Genomic DNA, 19,471 nt, shown 5'->3' on the forward strand with positions numbered 1-19,471 from the left:
ACCCGTCACCCTCCCTTCGCTGGATTGCTGTCGCGGACCGCGCCCGAGGACTGGGCCGGCGGCCCGGCCTGCGCCGGCGGCGCGGGCGTGCGCGCCGCGTGGGCCGCGATGCCCGGGGCGACCGAACCGCCGCCCGCGCCCGAGCCGCCCCCGCCGCCACCCGCCTGCGGGCCGCGGTCGCCGTGCGTGCTGATGCCCTGTCGCATGAAGTTCGCGGTCCCGTTGATCATCGCCGATCCGGCCGACACCGCACTCGCCCGGGCCCGGCGCATGTTCATCATCTCGTCCCCGAAGCCCGGCACGAACCGGTACACGGAGGCACTCGCGAAGATCGACAGGAACAGGATCGCCAGCCCCGACAGCACCCGCGCGAAGTCGTCGCTCGCGCCCGCCCCGGCCGACACCGCCCCGGCCAGCCCGAGGATGATCACGATGATCGGCTTCGCCAGGTCCACCGCCACCATCACCCCCGCCCAGCGGCGCACGTGCTTCCACAACTGCTTGTCCACCAGCCCCGCGTACACCGCCGTCCCCAGCAGCGCGCCCACGTACAGCATCGCGGCCCGGATCAGCAGCTCGATCCAGAGCACCGCCGCCGCCAGCACCGCCACCAGCGAGGTGATGATCAGGATCAGCGGCCCGCCGCCGATGTCACCCTTCTCCAGGGTGTCCGCGAACCCGCCCAGGTACGTCCCGGTGTCCGACTTCGTCCCCACCGCGATCGCCTTGGTCAGCCCGTCGGTCGCGCTCACCACCGTGTACAGGATCAACGGCGTGAACGCCGACGCGACCACCGTCAGCCACAGGAACCCGATCGCCTCCGAGATCGCCGTCGCCAACGGCGCCCCGCGCACCGCCCGCTTGGTCACCGCGAGCAGCCAGAGCACCAGCGTGATGATCGTCGACGCGGCGAACACCACCGCGTACTGCTGCAGGAACGACGCATTGGTGAAGTCCACCTCCGTCGTCCCGTCGATCGACCCCGACAGCTTCCGCACCACCCACGCCGCCGCCTGCGCACACCCCTTCGCCAACGACCCCAACGGATCCGTCACCGACCCCACCGTCCCACTCCCGGGCAGCGAAGCCCCACCGCCTGGTTTGTCCACGCAGAGGATGCCGTTCCCGGAAATGGGGAGATCCGGACAGTTCGCATTGGGGGTGGCACTCGGACTGCCGCTCGGGGTGCCAGTCGGCGAGCCCGTCGGGGACGGCTCGGCGAACACCCGCTGGGCCGCGAGGAGCGCGCCGAGCTGGAGGGTCGCCAACGCGCCCGCCAGCGTCCCGGCGCGGCGGACGGCGGTCCGCGGGGCGCCCCCGGCCCCAGTGCCGCAGCGTGGACCGCGACGGGCCGCCGGCGGGGCGACGGTCATCTCAACGGGCATAGCGGAAACCCCCGAACTGCTGGACGGCGCCGGTGATCTCCTCGGCGGTGGCGGCCTGTTCATCTCCCGGCATGGGGGCGGGCCCCTGCCGGCTCGTGTAGTCCGTGAGCTTCCAGTCGCCGCCCGTCCAGCGCAGGGAGAGGGTGAGCGTGAACCAGCTCGTCACCACCGGCAGCATGGAGCGCTCGCCGGCGAGGCCGGTCAGGCCGGTGCACCAGACCTCGGCCTTGGTCTCCGCATCGGTGTAGCCGACCGACTTGGTACCCACCGGAATGGTGCGGCTGACGAAGGTGAGGCCCTTGGGCGCCCGGCCCTGGGCATCCAGGCCGTAGCGGGCCACCGTGTCGCCGCCGAACCCCTGGTCCAGGCGGGACTGAAGGTTCGGGGCGGTGGCGGGGTCGGCGATGGTGGTGATGATGGTGTGGCGGGTGTCGGTGCGGAACATGTCGGCGGAGCCGATGGCCACCGCGTAGTTGGCGGCGGCGGACTGGGCGCCCTGGTCGGTGTGCGGGAAGCCCGAGGCGATGCCGTTGGCGGTGGTGGTGACGGGCTGTTCGCCGCTGGAGGCGGCGGTGGCGGCGGCCCGGTCGGCGGAGCGGCCGGTGTTGCCGGTGCCGGGGTCGGGCTTGCCCCGGTTGGCCACCGAGATCGCGAGCACGAGCAGGGCGACGACGAGGAGCGCGGTCAGCAGGGTGCGCAGCGGCCGCGCCTGAAGGGCACCCGGCTGGGAGGAGGGCTGTTCGCCGACCGGCAGCCGCGTACGGGTGTGCGGCTGGTCGTCGGACAACGACACGGCGGCCCTCCTGGTGCGGGGAGCCGGCTGGCGGCTCCGGGGGCCCCTCCGGCCGTGGGCGGGCGCGGAGGGAAGGGGTGATGGATGGATTCCCGGCGGGGCTCCGAGCATTCACGGATGCCCGGACAGACGTACAGACGTACAGACGTACAGACGTACAGACGGTCGGACGGTCAAACGATCGGACAGGCCGGCCGGCGCCGCGGGCGCCGCCGGCACGTCACGACGGTCCGAAGGACCCGAAGAGTCCGAACCGCCGCTTCCGTCCCGACTGTCCGATCTGCCTGTTCGTCAGATCGCCATGCCGTAAACAATGGTGAACAGAGTGCCGAGTGATCCAATGATGAACACGCCGGTCAGCCCGGCGATGATCAGCCCCTTGCCCTGTTCGGCGCCGAAGCTGTCGCGCATCGCGGTGGCGCCGATCCGCTGCTTGGCCGCACCCCAGACGGCGAGGCCCAGGCAGGCCAGGATGGCCACGGCCATGACGACCTCGACCATCACCCGGGCCTCCGACCCGAGGCTCGCGAACGGGCCCCAGTCCGGGGCGATCCCGCCGATGATGGTGTCGATATTCGGCTTCTTTGGAGGGTCCTCGGCCAGGTGGCCGATCGCGATGCTCTGCACGCTGCTCTGGTTCATTTCCATCTCACCGCCCGATCAGGCAAATTCAAGGGCCCAGACCCCGCCCGCGCGAAGGGTCGGTACCTATTCTTGGCCAGATCTGATGTCGACTTGGCTACTTCTCGCGGATTGGTCGTGAGGCATCGGACACGTACGCGAGGATGTCCACCGTACGAAGGATAGCGCTCACTCTTTGTATCTCTGATGATTGCGGTGAGCAACGCCTTCCGGGACACTTCGACTGACGATTCGTCGGGATGGTGCTGATGGTACTCCGGAAAGGCGGTACGGCCGCCGCTGCCGCGGGAGTTGTCCTCGCCGGCTTCGTCGGCCTGGTGACGCTCGGGACGTATGCGGCGAGCGGGACGCCACAGCAGCAGGGCAATGCCGCCGGGCTCTCCCCGGGGACCGTTCCGGCGGCCTTCCAGGCGCAGATCGAACAGTGGGGCCGGCTCTGCCCCGATCTCTCCCCCCCGTTGCTCGCGGCGCAGTTGTACCAGGAAAGCGGTTTCGACCCGCGGGCCCGTTCCGGTGTGGGTGCGGAGGGCCTGGCGCAGTTCATGCCGGGCACCTGGGCGTCGTACGGCACGGACGGCAACAACGACGGCCGGCGGGACCCCTGGGACCCGCTGGACGCCATCGCCTCGGCGGCCACCTTCGACTGCGCGCTCGCCCGGGACGTCTCCAAGGTCCCGGGCGACCGTCAGTCCAACATGCTGGCCGCCTACAACGCCGGGCCGGGCGCCGTGACGAAGTACCAGGGTGTGCCGCCGTACCGGGAGACCCAGGGGTACGTGCGGAACATCCTGGCGACGGCCCGCAGCTTCGCCGCCCCGGTCACCCCGTCCGCCCCGGTGGAGGTCTCGGCGCAGTCGGCGGGCGCCATCTACTTCGCCCAGACCAAGCTCGGCACCCCGTACCTGTGGGGCGGCGACGGAAAGGCGTGGCAGAACGGGCGGTTCGACTGCTCCGGGCTCACCAGGGCCGCGTTCGAGAGCGTGGGCATCCTCCTGCCGCGGGTGGCCAACGACCAGTGGTACGCCGGTCCGCACCCGTCGCGCGACCAGCTGCGCCCGGGTGACCTGGTGTTCTGGGCGACCGATCTGACGGATCCGCGGAGCATCCACCACGTCGGCATCTACGTGGGCGGCGGGTACATGCTCAACGCTCCGCACACCGGCGCGGTGATCCGCTACGACAAGATCGACACCCGGGAGTACATCGGCGCCACCCGGGTCACCTCGGACGGTGCCCAGGCCCTGCCGGACCGCAACGAGGAGGGCGGGGTGATCGCTCCGAGCCGCCCCGGCGACCCGACCCCGACGCCGCCCCAGACGCCGACCCCGACACCCACGCCGGCCCCACCCGCCCCGGCCGGGCAGCCGCCGGCCCCGGCCGTACCGCCCGGCCGGTCCGGTGCCGCCGCGGCCGCCGGCGCACCCGGCGTCGGAGCGGCAGGTTCAGGTCAACTCCCCGCAAAGAACTGAACCCGCCCACCCGCCGGGTGTGCGCGCGGTGTGGACGCTGAGTCAAGTTTCCATAACTGCGTGTTCCCGTGGAACGCTGTACTCCAGTGATGACGTTGTGTCCGGTGGTCGACCGTCAACCGCCCCGCACCGGGCGGCGGCAGGTGGGCCACGGTGCGAACGACCAGGTGCAGCGGACCCGGAAGGAGGTGCGGCGTGTCGACGCCGCTTGCCGACACGACCAACCCCGACCTCGGGCTGCTCTACGCCGTCAACGGCCTGGCCAGACACGCCCCGGCCGCCCTGGACCACCTGGTCTCCTGGGTCGGCGAGTACGGCATCCTGATCGGCCTGGCCCTGCTGGGCCTGGTGGGCTGGCTGCGGGCCCGGCGGCGCCCGGACGCCCCGGTGGCGGTGGCCGGGCTGCTCTGGGCCCCGCTGGCGGTCGCCATCGCCGAGCTGGCCAACCTGCCGATCTCGGCGATCGTGGACCGCCCCCGGCCCTTCGTGGACCACCCCGGGCTGGAGGTGCTGGTCGAGGGCAAGGCCGGCACCCATTCCTTCGTCAGCGACCACTCCACGATGTCGATGGGCATCGCGGTGGCGCTGTTCCTGGTCAACCGGCGGCTCGGCTGGATCGCCGGCGGCCTGGCCCTGCTGCAGGGCTTCTGCCGGATGTACATGGGCGTCCACTACCCGACCGACGTGATCGGCGGCTTCGCGCTCGCCACCGCGGTGGTGCTGCTGCTGGCGCCGATCGCGATGGCCGTGCTCGTGCCGCTCTGCCACGCGATCGCGCGCACGCCGCTGGCCCCGCTGATCCGCGCCGGACGGGGCTCCGAGCGGAGTCCGGGTCGGCCGGGCGGGCGTGGCGGCGGGAGGCGGGGCACGGTCCGCGCCGAGGAGCAGCCGCGGGAGTCCGACCTCGCCGCCTGAGACGACCGGCTGAGGCGACCACCTGGGACGACCGCCCAGGACGACCGCCCCGGAACGGCCTACCCCGGGACCGCCCCGCTGTCGGCGAGGTGGGCGTCCGCCTCGCGCCGGGAGAGGTCGCGCGAGCGCCGGGCCGGCGAGAACCAGCCGCAACTGCAGGTCGCTAAGGAGAAGGAGCCGCGTTCGCTGATCGCGACGCAGTGCTCGGGCGTCGGGGTGGTGCCGGGTACCGCCGGCAGCTCACTGTGCACGTGGTTCACGGTAACGCGCGGGGGCGCCGCCGCGCGACGCCTGTGACGCGCGGGACATGGCGTAACTCCTCGCGCCCCAACTCGTTTGCCCGGCAAGAGCTCTGCCCACCCGCGACGGTGGCCGGCGGGGCAGTCGGGCCCGAAGGGGTTGTCGCGAGGATGAAGATGACCGACCAGCAGCGCACCGCCGGCCCGACGGCCGGCCGCACCGGGCGGCGGGCGCGTCCGGCGGCGGGGGCCGCCCTGCTCGCCGTCGCCCTGGCCGGGGCGGCCGCCCTGGCCGGCTGCTCGCCGGACGGCGCGGGCGGCGCGGACGCCGTGGCCGCCGCCCCGGCCGACCAGCGGGCGAGCGGCGCCCCCGACCAGCTCGCCACCGACCCGCTGGGCGCGGTCCGCGGCACCGCCGACATCACCGGCCGGGCGGGCTCCGCGCACGCCGTGACCGAGCTGGTGACCGAGTCCGCGGAGAAGAAGGCCGTCTTCACCGGCAGCGGCGGCTACGACTACGTGAAGCGGATCGGCCGGCTGGAGGTGCAGGTGCCGCCGGGCGCCGCGACCACCGGCAAGATCGTCGAGGTGCTCCTGCCCGGCACGGTCTACCTGCAGAACAGCGGGGCCAAGGTGCCGGAGGGCAAGTGGGTCAAGCTGGACGTCCGCCAGCTGCCGGACGGCAACCTGGTCAGCGGCGGGGCCACCGACCCGGCGGCCGCCGCCGGCGCGCTGCGCGGGGCCCAGAAGGCCGAGCTGATCGGCACCGAACCGGTCGACGGGGTGCCCCTGAAGCACTACCGCGGCACCCTGGACCTCGCCAAGGCGGCCGACGCCACCGGCGGCCGGGCCGGGGACGGCCTGCGGATGGGGGCGCAGACCTTCACCGTCAAGGAGGTCCCCTACGACGTCTGGCTGGACGACGAGGGCCGGCTGCACAAGGTGGTCGAGGTCTTCACCTTCGCCGGGGTGGCCGGCTCCAAGGAGGCGAAGGACCAGGTCAAGGTGGTCTCGACCACCACACTGAGCGAGTTCGGCGCACCGGTGGAGGCGGCCGAGCCGCCGGCCGCGGACATCTTCGCGATGAAGCCCACCGAGAGCCCCAAGTAGCACGTTCCGGGGGCGCGGGAGCGGGGGGCCGCCGGTCCGGGTGGGCCCGGAACCCCCCGGGCCCACCCGTTTCGGCGGCGCCGAGATGGCCCGTCCGTGCCATGTGGACGGGCTCCGAAGTGCCTAGGCTGGACGCCGGGTGGCTGCCGCCCGGGCTGGCGAGGCGCTGAAGGGGTGGTGCAGGTGATGTCGTCCACGGGCGGCCGCAGCGGCGGCCACGACGACGCGGCCCTCGACGAGATCGAGCTGGCCGGTGAGCTGATGATCGCCGCCACGGCCAGCAGCGGTGACCGGCTGCCGACCGAGCGGATCGACGAGGTGCTGCTCGACCGGCCCGACGGCGGTCCGGCCGCCGGTCCGACGGACGGACCGGCGAGGGATCGGCAGGGCGACTAGGGTCGACCGACGCGCCCGGCGGCCCGCGGTCAGCTGCGGAGCAGCCGGCCGATCGCCGCAGTGGCCTCGGCGACCTTGGCGTCCAGCTCGGTGCCGCCCTCCTCGGCGGCGGCCGCGACGCAGTGCCGCAGGTGCTCCTCCAGCAGCGAGAGCGCGAAGGACTGCAGCGCCTTGGTGCTGGCCGAGACCTGGGTGAGCACGTCGATGCAGTAGACGTCCTCGTCGACCATCCGCTGCAGGCCGCGGATCTGGCCCTCGATCCGGCGCAGCCGCTTGAGGTGCGCGTCCTTCTGCCCGCTGTACCCGTGCGGACCGTGGGCGGTGTGGGCGTCCGGCGTCTTCGGGAGAGCAGCGTGCTCGCCGTGCGGTTCCGCCCCGGGCGCCTGCTCCGGCTCGGTGCGCGCTTGCGTGGTGGTCATCGGCCCGCCTTCGTCTGAGTGCCTGGTGGCTGCGTCGGCCTCCAGTGTCCAACACCCGGGCCCGTCGTGGTGTTCCTCCGGCACGGGCGACCGCCGGCGGGTGCCTGCGGCGGGGTTCCCCCGTCCGGGGAACACCCCGTTGTTCCCGGCGCACGACAGGGGCAATCCGGGCGAGGTTCCGTCAGACTGGGGACTCATGCCCGCACCTGTGGTGCGGATCGGGTCCACTGCTGCGGCAGCCGAACGGAAGAGGAGGTTCCGGCTCCTCTTCGAGCACCCCGTTTGTGCCATGGTGCTCGGTTGCACCTAGCATCGTTCAGTCCCCTACCCCGCACATCGGAGATTTCCGTGCGTTTTAGCCTGACCCCGAAGGAGACGAGTTTCTACGACATGTTCGCCGCCGCCGCGGAGAACCTGGTCGTCGGCTCGAAGCTCCTGCTGGAACTGCTGGGATCAGACGTGTCGGCCCGCGCGGAGATCGTCGAGCGCATGCGCGCCGCCGAGCACGCCGGAGACGACACCACCCATGCGATCTTCCACCAGCTGAACTCGTCCTTCATCACGCCCTTCGACCGCGAGGACATCTACAACCTCGCCTCGTCGCTGGACGACATCATGGACTTCATGGAGGAGGCCGTCGACCTGGTCGTCCTCTACGACATCCAGACCCTCCCGAAGGGGATCGAGCAGCAGATCGAGGTCCTGGCCCGCGCCGCCGAGCTGACCGCCGAGGCGATGCCGAACCTGCGGAGCATGTCCAACCTGACCGAGTACTGGATCGAGGTCAACCGGCTGGAGAACCAGGCCGACCAGATCCACCGCAAGCTGCTCGCCCACCTCTTCTCCGGCCAGTACGAGGCCATCGAGGTGCTCAAGCTGAAGCAGGTCGTGGACGTCCTCGAACAGGCCGCGGACGCCTTCGAGCACGTCGCCAACACGGTGGAGACCATCGCGGTCAAGGAGTCCTGACCCCCGTGGACATGGCAGCACTCATCGCCGTCGTCGGCGTTGCCTTCTTCTTCACCTACACCAACGGCTTCCACGACTCGGCCAACGCGATCGCCACCTCGGTCTCCACCCGGGCGCTGACGCCCCGGGCGGCACTGGCGATGGCCGCGGTGATGAACCTGGCGGGCGCCTTCCTGGGCAGCGGGGTGGCGCACACCGTCTCGCAGGGCATCATCGAGACCCCCACAGGCGACCAGGGCATGGTGATCCTGTTCGCCGCACTGGTCGGCGCCATCGCCTGGAACCTGGTGACCTGGTACTTCGGCCTCCCGTCCTCCTCCTCGCACGCGCTGTTCGGCGGCATGGTGGGCGCGGCGCTGGCCGGCGGCACCGAGGTGATCTGGAGCGGGGTCATCGACAAGATCATCATTCCGATGATCGTCTCGCCCGTGGTCGGCCTGGTCGGCGGCTTCCTGGTGATGCTGGCGATCCTCTGGCTCTTCCGGCGGGCCAACCCGCACCGGGCCAAGCGCAACTTCCGGGTCGCCCAGACGGCCTCGGCCGCCGCGATGGCACTCGCGCACGGTCTGCAGGACGCGCAGAAGACCATGGGCATCGTGGTGCTGGCCCTGGTGATCTCGGGCCACCAGAGCGCGGGGGACCCGATCCCGGTCTGGGTGAAGATCTCCTGCGCCACCATGCTCTCGCTGGGCACCTACGCCGGCGGCTGGCGGATCATGCGGACGCTGGGCCGGAAGATCATCGAGCTGGACCCGCCGCAGGGCTTCGCCGCCGAGGCCACCGCCTCGGCCGTCATGTACATCACCTCGTTCGTCTTCAAGGCGCCGATCTCCACCACCCATGTGATCACCTCGGCGATCATGGGTGCCGGGGCCACCAAGCGGATCCGCGCGGTGCGCTGGGGCGTCGCCAAGAACATCGTGCTCGGCTGGTTCATCACGATGCCGGCGGCCGCCATCGTCGCAGCGCTGGTGTACTGGTTCGTCCACCTGTTCTGGGGATGACCCGGCGGACCGGACCGGACACCACCGAACCGGAAACGACCGGACCGGAAACGACAGGGCCCGCCCCCCACATCTCGGGGGGCGGGCCCTTTCATGCTCCGCGGCGGCACCGCCATGCAGCACCGCGAAGCAGCCTGTGAAGCGCCGCTGGGGCGCCGCCCGCACATCGGCGGGCGGGCCGATCAGCCGAAGCGGCCGGAGATGTAGTCCTCGGTCGCCTGCACCGACGGGTTGGAGAAGATCCGCTGGGTGTCGTCGAGCTCGATCAGCTTGCCCGGCTGGCCGACGCCGGCCAGGTTGAAGAAGGCGGTGCGGTCGCTGACGCGGGCCGCCTGCTGCATGTTGTGCGTCACGATGACGATGGTGAACTCGGACTTCAGCTCACCGATCAGGTCCTCGATGGCGAGGGTGGAGATCGGGTCGAGGGCGGAGCAGGGCTCGTCCATCAGCAGGACCTCCGGCTCGACCGCGATGGCGCGGGCGATGCACAGACGCTGCTGCTGACCGCCGGAGAGGCCGGCGCCCGGCTTGTTCAGCCGGTCCTTGACCTCGTTCCAGAGGTTGGCGCCCTTGAGCGACTTCTCCACCACGCCGTCCAGCACGGACTTCTTGCGCACACCCGCGAGCTTCAGCCCGGCGACCACGTTGTCGTAGATCGACATGGTCGGGAACGGGTTCGGGCGCTGGAAGACCATGCCGACCGAGCGGCGGACGGCGACCGGGTCGACGCTGGCGCCGTACAGGTTCTCGTCGTCCAGGAGCACCTTGCCCTCGACGCGGGCGTTGGGGATCACCTCGTGCATCCGGTTGAGGGTCCGCAGGAAGGTGGACTTGCCGCAGCCGGAGGGGCCGATGAAGGCCGTCACCGAGCGGGGTTCGACGGACATCGAGATGTCCTCGATGGCCTTGGTGGAGCCGTAGTAGGCGGACAGTCCGCTGACGTCGATGCGCTTGGCCATGATCGTTCGTCTTCTCTCAGTCTTCGTCGTACGTCAGTCGGTCGCTCAGTGTCCGGCCTTGGGCGAGCGCCACCGGGCGATGCCCCGGGCGATGAGGTTGAGCCCCATCACGAAGGCGATCAGCACCAGCGCGGCACCCCAGGCACGGGCGTAGCCGTAGTCGTTGTTCACCACGGCGTACTGCTGCCAGATGTACATCGGCAGCGACTGCTGCGGTCCGTCGAACGGGTTGTTGTTGATGTAGGCGGCACCGAAGACCAGCATCATCACCGGGGCGGTCTCACCCGTGATGCGGGCGACCGCGAGCATCACGCCGGTGGTGATGCCGCCGATGGCGGTGGGGAGGACGATCCGCAGGATGGTCTTCCACTTCGGCACGCCGAGCGCGTACGACGCCTCGCGCAGCTCGTTCGGGACGAGCTTGAGCATCTCCTCGGTGGAGCGGACCACGACCGGCATCATCAGGATCGCCAGCGCGAGGCTGCCCGAGAAGCCGGAGTAGTTGAAGCCGAGGGCGATGTTCCACAAGGACAGGATGAACAGACCGGCGACGATCGACGGGACACCCGTCATGACGTCGACGAAGAAGGTGACCGCCTTGGCGAGCGTGCCGCGGCCGTACTCGACCAGGTAGACGGCGGTCAGCAGACCGATCGGGGCGGCGATCAGCGTGGCCAGGCCGACCTGCTCCAGGGTGCCGATCAGCGCGTGGTAGATGCCGCCGCCGGGGCCCGCGGAACGCACGCCCATCATGGAGTGGGTCAGGAAGTTGCCGTCCACCACACTGGCACCCTGCTGGATGGTGTAGACGGTCAGCGAGAGCAGCGGGACGACGGCCAGGATGAAGGCGACCCAGACCAGCGAGGTGGCGAGGCGGTCCTTGGCCTGGCGCCGGCCCTCGACCTGGGCCGAGAGCACGTAGCTGATGACCACGAAGAGGATCGCGGCGATCAGGCCCCACTGGAGCTTGCTCTTCAGGTCTCCGACCAGGCCGATGCCGCAGCCGAGGACGATCGAGCCGGCGGCGACGGCGCCCGGGGCCCACTTGGGCAGCCGGTTGGCGGTCAGCAGGCGGCCCACCGGACGGGCGTCCGCCGGAACGGAAGTGGTCGCGGCGCTCATGCGGAGTACTCCTTGCGGCGGGCGACGATCAGCCGCGCGGCACCGTTCACCAGCAGGGTGATCACGAACAGGACGAGGCCGGAGGCCATCAGCGCGTCCCGGCCGAAGGGCTGGGCCTCGTTGAACTTCAGCGCGATGTTCTGGGCGAAGGTGCCGCCGCCCGGGTCGAGCAGGTGCAGCGAGAGCACGTTGCTGGAGGAGAGCACGACGGCGACCGCGATGGTCTCGCCGAGCGCGCGGCCGAGGCCGAGCATCGAGGCCGAGATGATGCCGGGACGGCCGAACGGCAGCACCGCGGTGCGGATCATCTCCCAGCGGGTCGCGCCGAGGGCGAGCGCCGCCTCCTCGTGCATCCGCGGGGCCTGCCGGAAGACCTCACGGCTGACCGCCGTGATGATCGGCAGGATCATGATCGCCAGCAGGATGCCGACGGTGAACAGGTTGCGCGGGGTGGTGCCGGCCCGGGACTGGTCGAAGATGTACGTCCAGCCGAGGTACTGGTCCAGCCAGCTGTTCAGGCCGCCGAGGTGCGGCACCAGGAAGAGCGCGCCCCACAGGCCGTAGATGATGCTGGGCACGGCCGCCAGCAGGTCCACCAGGTAGGCGAACGGCTGGGCGATCCGGCGCGGCGCGTAGTGGGAGATGAACAGGGCGATCCCGATGGCCACCGGGACGGCGATCAGCATCGCGATCAGCGCGCTGACGATGGTGCCGAACGCGAGGACGGCGATGCCGAAGACCGGCTGCGGGGCGTCCGGCGTCCACTCGAAGGTGGTGAGGAAGTTGCCCTCGTTCTTGCTCAGCGCGATGACCGAGCGCCAGGTCAGGAAGCCCGCGATGGCGGCCATGACCACCAGCAGCAGGATGCCCGACCCGCGGGACAGGTTCATGAAGATCTTGTCGCCGAGCCGGCTGTCGCGCGGGCGGCGTTCCCTGCCTCGCGGGGCGGCAGGGGTGGATGAAGTCATTGGTCTACTCCGGTCTGGTGGTGCGGCCCCGAGGGGGCGGCACCCTGGCGGCGGTGCCCCGGACGTGTTGCGTTTCGTCGGTACTTCCCGCTGGGGCGGCCCCGGCCCCCCTCGTTCACGGGGCCGCCCCAGCGGAGGTCCTACTGGGTCAGGCGAGCGAGCCGATGGCCGTGTTGACCTTGTCGGTCAGCGACTTCGGCAGCGGGACGTAGCCGGCGTCGCCGATCGCCTTCTGGCCCGCGTCACCGGCGGAGTACGCCAGGAAGGCCTTCAGGGCGTCGAGGGTGTCGGCCTTGTTGCCCTTGTCGCAGACGATCTCGTAGGTGACCAGGACCAGCGGGTAGGAGCCCTCGTCCTTGGTCGCGTAGTCGAGCGTCAGCGCCAGGTCGCTGGGGTTGGTGCCGGCGATCTGCGCCTTGGCGAAGGTGTTGGCGGCGTTGGCGGCGGTGGCCTCGACCGGCTTGGCGGCACCGGTGTTGATCGCGGCGCTCTTCAGGTTGTTGGTCTGCGCGAAGGAGAGCTCGGCGTAGCTGATCGAGTTCTTGACCTGCTTCACCTGGGCCGCGACACCGGCCGAGCCGTTGGCGCCCTGGCCCAGCTTGCCCGCCCAGGCCTTGCTGGGCGGGTACGCCCAGGCGCCGCCCGAGGTCTTGGCGAGGTACTTGGTCAGGTTCTCGGTGGTGCCCGAGTCGTCCGTGCGGTGGAAGGCCTGGATGTCGGCGTCCGGCAGCTTGGCGCCCGGGTTCAGGGCGGCGATCGCCGGGTCGTTCCACTTGGTGATCTGCGAGTCGAAGATCTTCGCGATCGTCGGGCCGTCCAGGACCAGGTTGTCCACGCCGTCCACGTTGTAGACGATCGAGATCAGGCCCGCGACGACCGGCAGGTTGATGCCCTGGCCACCGGTGCAGACGGCCTTGCTGGCGTCGACCTCGGCCGGCTTCAGCGCCGAGTCCGAACCGGCGAACTGGATCTTGCCCTGGTTGAACTGCTGGACACCCGCGCCGGAGCCGCCGCCGCCGTAGTTGATGGTGGTGCCCTTGCAGGCCGCCTCGAAGTTGTTCTTCAGGATGTCGATCGCGTTGCCCTGGGCGGTGGAGCCCGCGGCAACGAGCGCGGCGGGCTTCGAGCCACAGGTGATCGCGGCGGGGGCGGCGGCGCCGGTGGAGCCCGACGGGGCGGCGGCGTTGTTGTTATCGTCCGAGCCGCAGGCGGCGAGCGACAGCGAGCTGACGAGCGCCATGGCACCGATCGCGAGGGCCTTGGAGCGGCCGTTCCGCTGGAGCTTCACAGGGTGTCCCTTTCTGTGGCATTGCCCGGCGCGCAGGCCCTGCCGAGCAGGGAGAAGCGCGGGTTTTGCTGAGGTCCGGGGCCCGTTCGGCCCGCCGGTGGTACCGAAGTTAGGCCGGGGAGGTGACGCGTCAGCCGGTCGCAAGTGAACGGCGAGTGAACCTCGAACGGATGACAGGAAACTACGTCAGGTAGTAACGGTTGCGTCACGGCAAGGGCGCAGAGAGATCACTTCCACTGTTCCTTCACGTCTCCGGACCGCGCAACCGCACCGGCCTGGCCCCCAGCAGCTCCAGCAGCGCGTCCACCAGCCGCCGGTCCTGCTCCCGGGAGAGCCGCGCCCTCGCCTTACCCGCCGGCAGCCACTCCAGACGGTCCACTTCCCGGTTCGGCCGGAACTCCCCTTCCGTGGGCACCGCCGCCCAGTACCGGACCTCCTTCGGCCGGCCCTGCGCCAGGTAGTGCTGGGTCGGCAGCTCCGCCCCCAGCACGCAGGAGAACCCCGTCTCCTCCCGCACCTCCCGCAGCGCCGCCTCGACCACGCCCTCGCCGGGATGCAGCTTCCCCTTCGGCAGGCTCCAGTCGTCGTACTTCGGCCGGTGGATCACCGCGATCCTCGGCCGGCCGAGCCGGCCGCTCTTCTTCGGACGGCCGGGCAGCCAGAGCACCGCCCCCGCCGCCAGCACCACCCGCCCGCCGGACGCCGCCCGCCCGGACACCGTCCGCCCGGACGCGGGCCGCCCGGACGCGGGCCGCCCGGACGACGACGGCCGCCCGCCCACCTCAGGCCGTCCGCGATTCCGCCGCCGACCCCCAGCCCCCGGCCGGCGGCAGGTCCAGCCACGCCTCCGCCCCCGGCGGCAGCTCCGGCCACCGCCGCCCGAAGGCGTACCGGGCCGCCTCCACCTCCAGCCGCTGGTCGGCGTGCACCACGCCCAGCACGTACGCCGTCGCCGGGGTGATCCGCGGCGTGCGCGCCGCCGTCGCCGCCGTCACCGCCGCGTCGGACGCCTCCTGGTGCCGCAGCAGCACCCGGTCCAGCTCGTCCAGCACCGCCGACGGCTGCCCGCACACCTCCAGCGCGTACCGGGCCCGCTTCACCAGCACCCGCGTCCGGTGCCACGGCGCGTCGTCCGCCGCCAGCGCCGCGTCCGCGTCCAGCACGCCCCGCGCGCTCGGCACCGACCCCAGCCGGCGCAGCCCGTCCCCGCCGTACGGCGTCGCCGAACGCTGCAGCGGCAGCTGCTGGGCGCTCGCCGCCAGCGCCCCGAACGCGGCCGCCGCCTGCGGCACCAGCACCGCGCCCGCCCGGCCCTCCGCCGACGCCGCCAGCGGCGCATCCGCCACCAGCAGCGTCATCCGGTCCGCCAGGGCGTGCAGCCGGGCCGAGCGCAGCTCCTGCAGCACCGTGGAGTGCGCCCGGGTACGGGCCAGGGTCAGCTGCCGGTCCAGCAGTGCCCGGGCCTTGGGCGCCCCCGCGTGGCCGGCCAGCATGCCCGGCCCCTCCGCCTCGCTGCCACTCAGCCCGTCCAGCGCGCCCAGCAGCCGGGCCGATCGCCGTACGTACCCCGGCTCCAGCGCCAGCAGGTTCAGCAGCCAGGCCAGCTCGGTGCGCGACTCCTGCGCCCAGACCGGATCGAAGGAGGCGGCGAAGGTGGTCAGCAGCCCGTTGATCCGCCGCACCGCCCGCAGCAGGTCCGCCGTGCCCTCCGACGGGACGACGGACGCACCCGGTCTCGCACCGACCTCGCCCACCGCCAGCGGCAGAGCGCGCAGGAACGCGCCCGCCAGGGCGGTGAGGTGGCTGGAGAGGATGTCCCCGGCGGTCGCGGTGGAGGCCGCCTGGGCCGTCATCGGCGCATCGGTCATGGCTAGCTAGATCCCCGTTCCCCCGGGGCCGTCCCCGGGGCTGGTGGCCGACCGCTCAGCGGGTCCCTACCGCTCAGCGGCTCGCGTCGGTGGGTCACGCGGTCGCGTCGTCGAACCTCGTGCCGTCGTGTCTCGTGCCGTGCTGCCCCCGATGGAACGGCCCGCACCGTTCGGTCCGGTACGGGCCGCTCCGCGAGGCGTCGCGGCTCACGTCGTCACGTCTGCGTCAGCGGGGTCGTGGCGGCGACCGCGGGTCATCGGGCGGTGGCGGCCCGACGACGCTGACGCGAGTCGATGAGCAGGTCCTGGACGTGCCGCAGCGGCTTGCCGTCGGCGTCCTGGGCGTGCCGGGTCCACGACCCGTCCGCCCCCAGGTGCCAGGACTCCGTCTCGTCCGACATCCCGAGGTCGAGCATCCCGGACAGCTCGGCCCGGTGCGCCGGGTCGGTGATCCGCAGCAACGCCTCGATCCGGCGGTCCAGGTTGCGGTGCATCATGTCGGCGCTGCCGATCCACACCTCCGGGTCGCCGTTGTTGCCGAAGACGAAGACCCGCGAGTGCTCCAGGAAGCGCCCCAGGATGCTGCGCACCCGGACGTTCTCGCTCAGCCCCGGCACGCCCGGCCGGATCGCGCAGATGCCGCGCACCCACACGTCCACCGGCACACCGGCCTGCGAGGCCCGGTACAGCGCGTCGATCACGACCTCGTCGACGATCGAGTTGACCTTGAGCCGCACGTGCGCCGGACGGCCGGCCCGGTGGTTGGCGATCTCGTTGTGGATCCGCGCCACCAGACCGTCGCGCAGTCCGCGCGGGGCGGTCAGCAGCCGGCGGTACGACTCCCGGCGCGAGTAGCCCGAGAGCCGGTTGAAGAGGTCCGAGAGGTCCGCGCCGACCTGCGGGTCCGAGGTCAGCAGACCGAGGTCCTCGTACAGCCGGGCCGTCTTCGGGTGGTAGTTGCCGGTGCCGACGTGCGAGTACCGGCGCAGGGTGTCACCCTCCTGCCGGACCACCAGCGACAGCTTGCAGTGCGTCTTCAGCCCGACCAGGCCGTAGACCACGTGGCAGCCGGCCTCCTCCAGCTTGCGGGCCCACTTGATGTTGGCCTGCTCGTCGAAGCGCGCCTTGATCTCGACCAGCACCAGCACCTGCTTGCCGGACTCCGCCGCGTCGATCAGCGCGTCGACGATCGGCGAGTCACCCGAGGTCCGGTACAGCGTCTGCTTGATGGCCAGCACGTCCGGGTCGGCCGCGGCCTGCTCCAGGAAGGCCTGCACCGAGGTGGAGAAGCTGTCGTACGGGTGGTGCAGCAGCACGTCCCGCTCGCGCATCGCGGCGAAGATGTCCGGCTGCGACGCCGACTCGACGTCAGTCAGGCCGCGTGCGGTGCCCGCCACGAACTTCGGGTACTTCAGCTCCGGCCGGTCCAGCCCGGCGATCCCGAACAGCCCGGTCAGGTCCAGCGGACCGGGCAGCGGGAAGACCTCCGCCTCGGTGATGTTCAGCTCCCGCACCAGCAGGTCCAGGATGTAGGGGTCGATCGACTCCTCGACCTCCAGCCGCACCGGCGGGCCGAAGCGCCGCCGCATCAGCTCCTTCTCCAGGGCCTTGAGGATGTTCTCGGTGTCGTCCTCCTCCACCTCCAGGTCCTCGTTGCGGGTGACCCGGAAGGCGTGGTGGGCGAGCACCTCCATGCCCGGGAAGAGCTCCTCCAGATGCGCCCCCATGACGTCCTCCAGCGGCACGTACCGCTGCGGGGAGGCCTCCAGGAAGCGCGCCAGCGACTGCGGCACCTTCACCCGGGCGAAGTGCTTGTGCCCGGAGACCGGGTTGCGCACGACGACCGCCAGGTTGAGGGAGAGCCCCGATATGTAGGGGAAGGGGTGCGCCGGGTCCACCGCCAGCGGGGTGAGGACCGGGAAGATCTTCTGCCGGAACAGGGTGTGCAGCCGCACCTGCTCCTTCTCCGCCAGCTCGGACCAGCGGACCACCTCGATCCCCTCGGCGGCGAGATCGGGCAGCACCTCCTGCTGGAACGCGGCGGCGTGTCGGGCCATCAGCTCGCGCGAGCGGGTCCAGATGAGGTCCAGCACCTCGCGCGGCTGAAGGCCCGAGGCACTGCGCTGGGCGACGCCCGTGGCGATCCGGCGCTTGAGGCCCGCCACCCGGACCATGAAGAACTCGTCGAGGTTGCTCGCGAAGATCGCCAGGAACTTGGCGCGCTCCAGCAGCGGGATGCCCGGATCCTCCGCCAGCTCCAGCACGCGCTCGTTGAACGCGAGCCAGCTGCGCTCGCGGTCCAGGAAGCGGCCCTGCGGCAGTTCCTCCAAGCCCTGCTCGTCGGTGACCGTCAGCTCCGGTGGTATCGCGAGCGCGCTGGAAAGCCGCGCGGGCGGGGACAGCGGGGCAGGGACGGGGCGGGGGATGCTCATTGGCTCCAGCTCCTCCAGCAGGACGGCGTCCGGACGCGAAATGCTTTTCGGGCCGTCGCCCTCGCCCGTCACCGACGCCCACCCACCCGGCGCGGTCGTCACAGAACCGGTCGGCGAGTGCCGGCCGATGCTGCACGAGCGAGACACTACGGACTTCATCCTGTGATCTTCGCGGCAGTAATTGAATCCACGGTAAACACCGCATGGCCAGGAGGAAAGCTGAGGCGGTCAGGGCTGCGGCGACGAGCGCACGCCCGTTGCCGCAGCCCCGTTGTCTCCGCTAGGAACCGCCGGGACGCCCCGCTCAATCGGTCACTCTCGGTGACCGGGACGCGGTCACCGGGAATTCGGACGCGCGACCCCGGCGCGATACATCAGATCGACTTCGTGGACGGTGAATCCGAGCCTTTCGTAGACCCGCACCGCCGCCGGATTGTCCGCGTCGACGTACAGCAGGACGGTGTCCAGACCGCGCTCGCCGGACCCGGCGTCACTGCCGGTCAGATGACGCAGACCGGCTGCGGTCAGCGCCCGGCCGAGGCCGCTGCCCTGCTCCGCCGGATCGACACCGACCACGTAGACCTCACCGAGCGCGGGCTCGGTCGCCGTTGCCGGGTGCACCTTCGTCCAGTGGAAGCCGACCGGCTTGCCGTCCCTGGTGGCGATGAAGAAGCCGGCCGGGTCGAACCACGGCTCGGCGAGCCGGTCGGCCAGGTCCCGCTCGGTCCAGGATCCCTGTTCCGGGTGGTGGGCGAAGGCCAGGGCGTTCAGGCGGAGCCACTCGGCGTCGTCCTCACCCGGCCGGAACGTCCGCAGCTCGATCCCGTCCGGAAGCGGAACGGCCTCGGTCTGCGGCCCGGTACGGCGCATCTGCCGGAGCTCGCGGACCAGCTCGGCGCCGTACCGCCCGGCCAGGTGCCGGGCCGCAGGGTGTCCGCCGTGCACCCAGAAGTCGACGTACCCACGACCCGCCCGCCCCGCCTCGGCGAGCACGGCGTCCACCAGAGGGCGTCCGAAGCCGCGGCCGCGGGCGGCCGGGGCCACAACGAGCTCGGCGGCCGGGTTGGCGGTGCCGCTCTCGGGGACCTCCAACTGGCCGTAGCCGACGAGCTCGGCGTCGGTGTCGGCGTGGGTCGTGGCGCCGGCTGTTTCGAGGAAGTGGGTCACTCCGGTCCGCGGCGTCTCCGAGGAGCGCAACCGCAGGCGGCCCTGCTCGGACACGGCCTCGCGGCCGTCCTCGACCTGGGCGTCCGCCAGGACCTTCAGGGCCGCGTCCCGCTGTGCCGGCCGCAGTACGTCGGAGGCGAGGACCGTGGTCGAGTCGCCCGTTGTTGCCGTTCCATCGTCCATGTCCTGACGATACGTCAACGGGAAACGCAAAGAACCCCCGCCGGATAACCGGCGGGGGTTCTTCTCAAAATTTGTTCGGCGGCGTCCTACTCTCCCACAGGGTCCCCCCTGCAGTACCATCGGCGCTGTGAGGCTTAGCTTCC

General features: G+C 71.4%; 17 protein-coding genes and 1 pseudogene. 6 read left to right on the forward strand and 12 right to left on the reverse strand.

The annotated features are described in order from the left end of the window. Positions 1-5: 5 nt before the first annotated feature. The 3 genes from ACFVVU_RS35045 to ACFVVU_RS35055 all read right to left on the reverse strand — a co-directional run bounded on the left by ACFVVU_RS35045 (position 6) and on the right by ACFVVU_RS35055 (position 2,820). Positions 6-1,055 (reverse strand): hypothetical protein, encoded by a 1,050-nt coding sequence (locus ACFVVU_RS35045; protein ID WP_380714744.1) that lies wholly within the window; start codon positions 1,053-1,055, stop codon positions 6-8. 319 nt (positions 1,056-1,374) lie between these two features. After that, entirely contained in the window at positions 1,375-2,178 is an 804-nt protein-coding gene (locus tag ACFVVU_RS35050; protein WP_380681992.1) for a hypothetical protein, read from the reverse strand. A 291-nt stretch (positions 2,179-2,469) separates the two neighbouring features. Further along, positions 2,470-2,820 (reverse strand): hypothetical protein, encoded by a 351-nt coding sequence (locus ACFVVU_RS35055; protein ID WP_355357364.1) that lies wholly within the window; start codon positions 2,818-2,820, stop codon positions 2,470-2,472. Between the two features lie 248 nt (positions 2,821-3,068). Between ACFVVU_RS35055 and ACFVVU_RS35060 the strand changes: the two are divergent. From ACFVVU_RS35060 to ACFVVU_RS35075, 4 genes and pseudogenes are all read left to right on the forward strand, one after another. Continuing rightward, positions 3,069-4,076, forward strand: a pseudogene (locus ACFVVU_RS35060) (NlpC/P60 family protein); the annotation flags it as partial. A gap of 408 nt (positions 4,077-4,484) precedes the next feature. Further along, the gene (locus tag ACFVVU_RS35065) at positions 4,485-5,204 is read left to right on the forward strand and encodes a phosphatase PAP2 family protein (protein ID WP_387793945.1); all 720 of its coding nucleotides are present in this window, start codon (positions 4,485-4,487) and stop codon (positions 5,202-5,204) included. 410 nt (positions 5,205-5,614) lie between these two features. Then, positions 5,615-6,553 carry a hypothetical protein gene (locus ACFVVU_RS35070; protein WP_387793946.1) on the forward strand — a complete coding sequence of 313 codons (939 nt, stop codon included), beginning with the start codon at positions 5,615-5,617 and terminating at the stop codon, positions 6,551-6,553. Between the two features lie 183 nt (positions 6,554-6,736). Further along, positions 6,737-6,949 carry a hypothetical protein gene (locus ACFVVU_RS35075; protein WP_387793947.1) on the forward strand — a complete coding sequence of 71 codons (213 nt, stop codon included), beginning with the start codon at positions 6,737-6,739 and terminating at the stop codon, positions 6,947-6,949. A gap of 29 nt (positions 6,950-6,978) precedes the next feature. Here ACFVVU_RS35075 and ACFVVU_RS35080 read toward each other — a convergent pair whose 3' ends face one another. Further along, a complete protein-coding gene (locus ACFVVU_RS35080) occupies positions 6,979-7,368 on the reverse strand; it encodes a metal-sensitive transcriptional regulator (protein WP_387793948.1) in 390 nt (129 codons plus the stop codon). A 348-nt stretch (positions 7,369-7,716) separates the two neighbouring features. Here ACFVVU_RS35080 and ACFVVU_RS35085 point away from each other — a divergent pair, with 348 nt between their 5' ends. Both ACFVVU_RS35085 and ACFVVU_RS35090 read left to right on the forward strand, forming a co-directional pair. Further along, the gene (locus ACFVVU_RS35085; RefSeq protein ID WP_030312623.1) at positions 7,717-8,337 is read left to right on the forward strand and encodes a DUF47 domain-containing protein; all 621 of its coding nucleotides are present in this window, start codon (positions 7,717-7,719) and stop codon (positions 8,335-8,337) included. A gap of 5 nt (positions 8,338-8,342) precedes the next feature. Then, on the forward strand, positions 8,343-9,341 hold the full coding sequence (locus tag ACFVVU_RS35090) for an anion permease (RefSeq protein ID WP_380689360.1): 999 nt from the start codon (positions 8,343-8,345) through the stop codon (positions 9,339-9,341). Positions 9,342-9,523: 182 nt separating this feature from the next. Here the strand turns inward: ACFVVU_RS35090 and pstB are convergent, their stop codons facing one another. The 8 genes from pstB to mshD form a co-directional block, all read right to left on the reverse strand. Then, a complete protein-coding gene (pstB, locus tag ACFVVU_RS35095) occupies positions 9,524-10,300 on the reverse strand; it encodes a phosphate ABC transporter ATP-binding protein PstB (RefSeq protein WP_355357343.1) in 777 nt (258 codons plus the stop codon). Between the two features lie 45 nt (positions 10,301-10,345). Further along, a complete protein-coding gene (gene pstA / locus ACFVVU_RS35100; RefSeq protein WP_387793949.1) occupies positions 10,346-11,422 on the reverse strand; it encodes a phosphate ABC transporter permease PstA in 1,077 nt (358 codons plus the stop codon). Continuing rightward, positions 11,419-12,390, reverse strand: a complete 972-nt coding sequence (gene pstC / locus ACFVVU_RS35105) for a phosphate ABC transporter permease subunit PstC (RefSeq protein ID WP_380685326.1) — start codon at positions 12,388-12,390, stop codon at positions 11,419-11,421. The genes pstA and pstC overlap by 4 nt, the downstream gene beginning before the upstream one ends. Before the next feature lie 148 nt (positions 12,391-12,538). Further along, complete coding sequence (pstS, locus tag ACFVVU_RS35110; protein ID WP_387793950.1) at positions 12,539-13,678, reverse strand: phosphate ABC transporter substrate-binding protein PstS; 1,140 nt, start codon at positions 13,676-13,678, stop codon at positions 12,539-12,541. 244 nt (positions 13,679-13,922) lie between these two features. Then, positions 13,923-14,396, reverse strand: coding sequence for an NUDIX hydrolase (locus ACFVVU_RS35115; protein ID WP_387793951.1), 474 nt, complete (start codon positions 14,394-14,396; stop codon positions 13,923-13,925). Between the two features lie 64 nt (positions 14,397-14,460). Next, positions 14,461-15,546, reverse strand: coding sequence for a CHAD domain-containing protein (locus tag ACFVVU_RS35120; RefSeq protein WP_387793952.1), 1,086 nt, complete (start codon positions 15,544-15,546; stop codon positions 14,461-14,463). A 254-nt stretch (positions 15,547-15,800) separates the two neighbouring features. Continuing rightward, a complete protein-coding gene (locus ACFVVU_RS35125) occupies positions 15,801-17,978 on the reverse strand; it encodes an RNA degradosome polyphosphate kinase (RefSeq protein ID WP_380685318.1) in 2,178 nt (725 codons plus the stop codon). Positions 17,979-18,314: 336 nt separating this feature from the next. Next, positions 18,315-19,328 (reverse strand): mycothiol synthase, encoded by a 1,014-nt coding sequence (gene mshD / locus ACFVVU_RS35130; RefSeq protein WP_387793953.1) that lies wholly within the window; start codon positions 19,326-19,328, stop codon positions 18,315-18,317. Positions 19,329-19,471: the final 143 nt, after the last annotated feature.

It is taken from the genome of Kitasatospora sp. NPDC057965, from assembly GCF_042887135.1.
Lineage (GTDB): Bacteria > Actinomycetota > Actinomycetes > Streptomycetales > Streptomycetaceae > Kitasatospora.

Coding starts and splice junctions, on each gene's coding strand:
- ACFVVU_RS35055 (WP_355357364.1), bottom strand. CDS start 2,820: ATGAACCAGAGCAGCGTGCAGAGCATCGCGATCGGCCACCTGGCCGAG.
- ACFVVU_RS35070 (WP_387793946.1), top strand. CDS start 5,615: ATGAAGATGACCGACCAGCAGCGCACCGCCGGCCCGACGGCCGGCCGC.
- ACFVVU_RS35080 (WP_387793948.1), bottom strand. CDS start 7,368: ATGACCACCACGCAAGCGCGCACCGAGCCGGAGCAGGCGCCCGGGGCG.
- pstB (WP_355357343.1), bottom strand. CDS start 10,300: ATGGCCAAGCGCATCGACGTCAGCGGACTGTCCGCCTACTACGGCTCC.
- pstA (WP_387793949.1), bottom strand. CDS start 11,422: ATGAGCGCCGCGACCACTTCCGTTCCGGCGGACGCCCGTCCGGTGGGC.
- pstC (WP_380685326.1), bottom strand. CDS start 12,390: ATGACTTCATCCACCCCTGCCGCCCCGCGAGGCAGGGAACGCCGCCCG.
- ACFVVU_RS35120 (WP_387793952.1), bottom strand. CDS start 15,546: ATGACCGATGCGCCGATGACGGCCCAGGCGGCCTCCACCGCGACCGCC.
- ACFVVU_RS35125 (WP_380685318.1), bottom strand. CDS start 17,978: ATGAGCATCCCCCGCCCCGTCCCTGCCCCGCTGTCCCCGCCCGCGCGG.
- mshD (WP_387793953.1), bottom strand. CDS start 19,328: ATGGACGATGGAACGGCAACAACGGGCGACTCGACCACGGTCCTCGCC.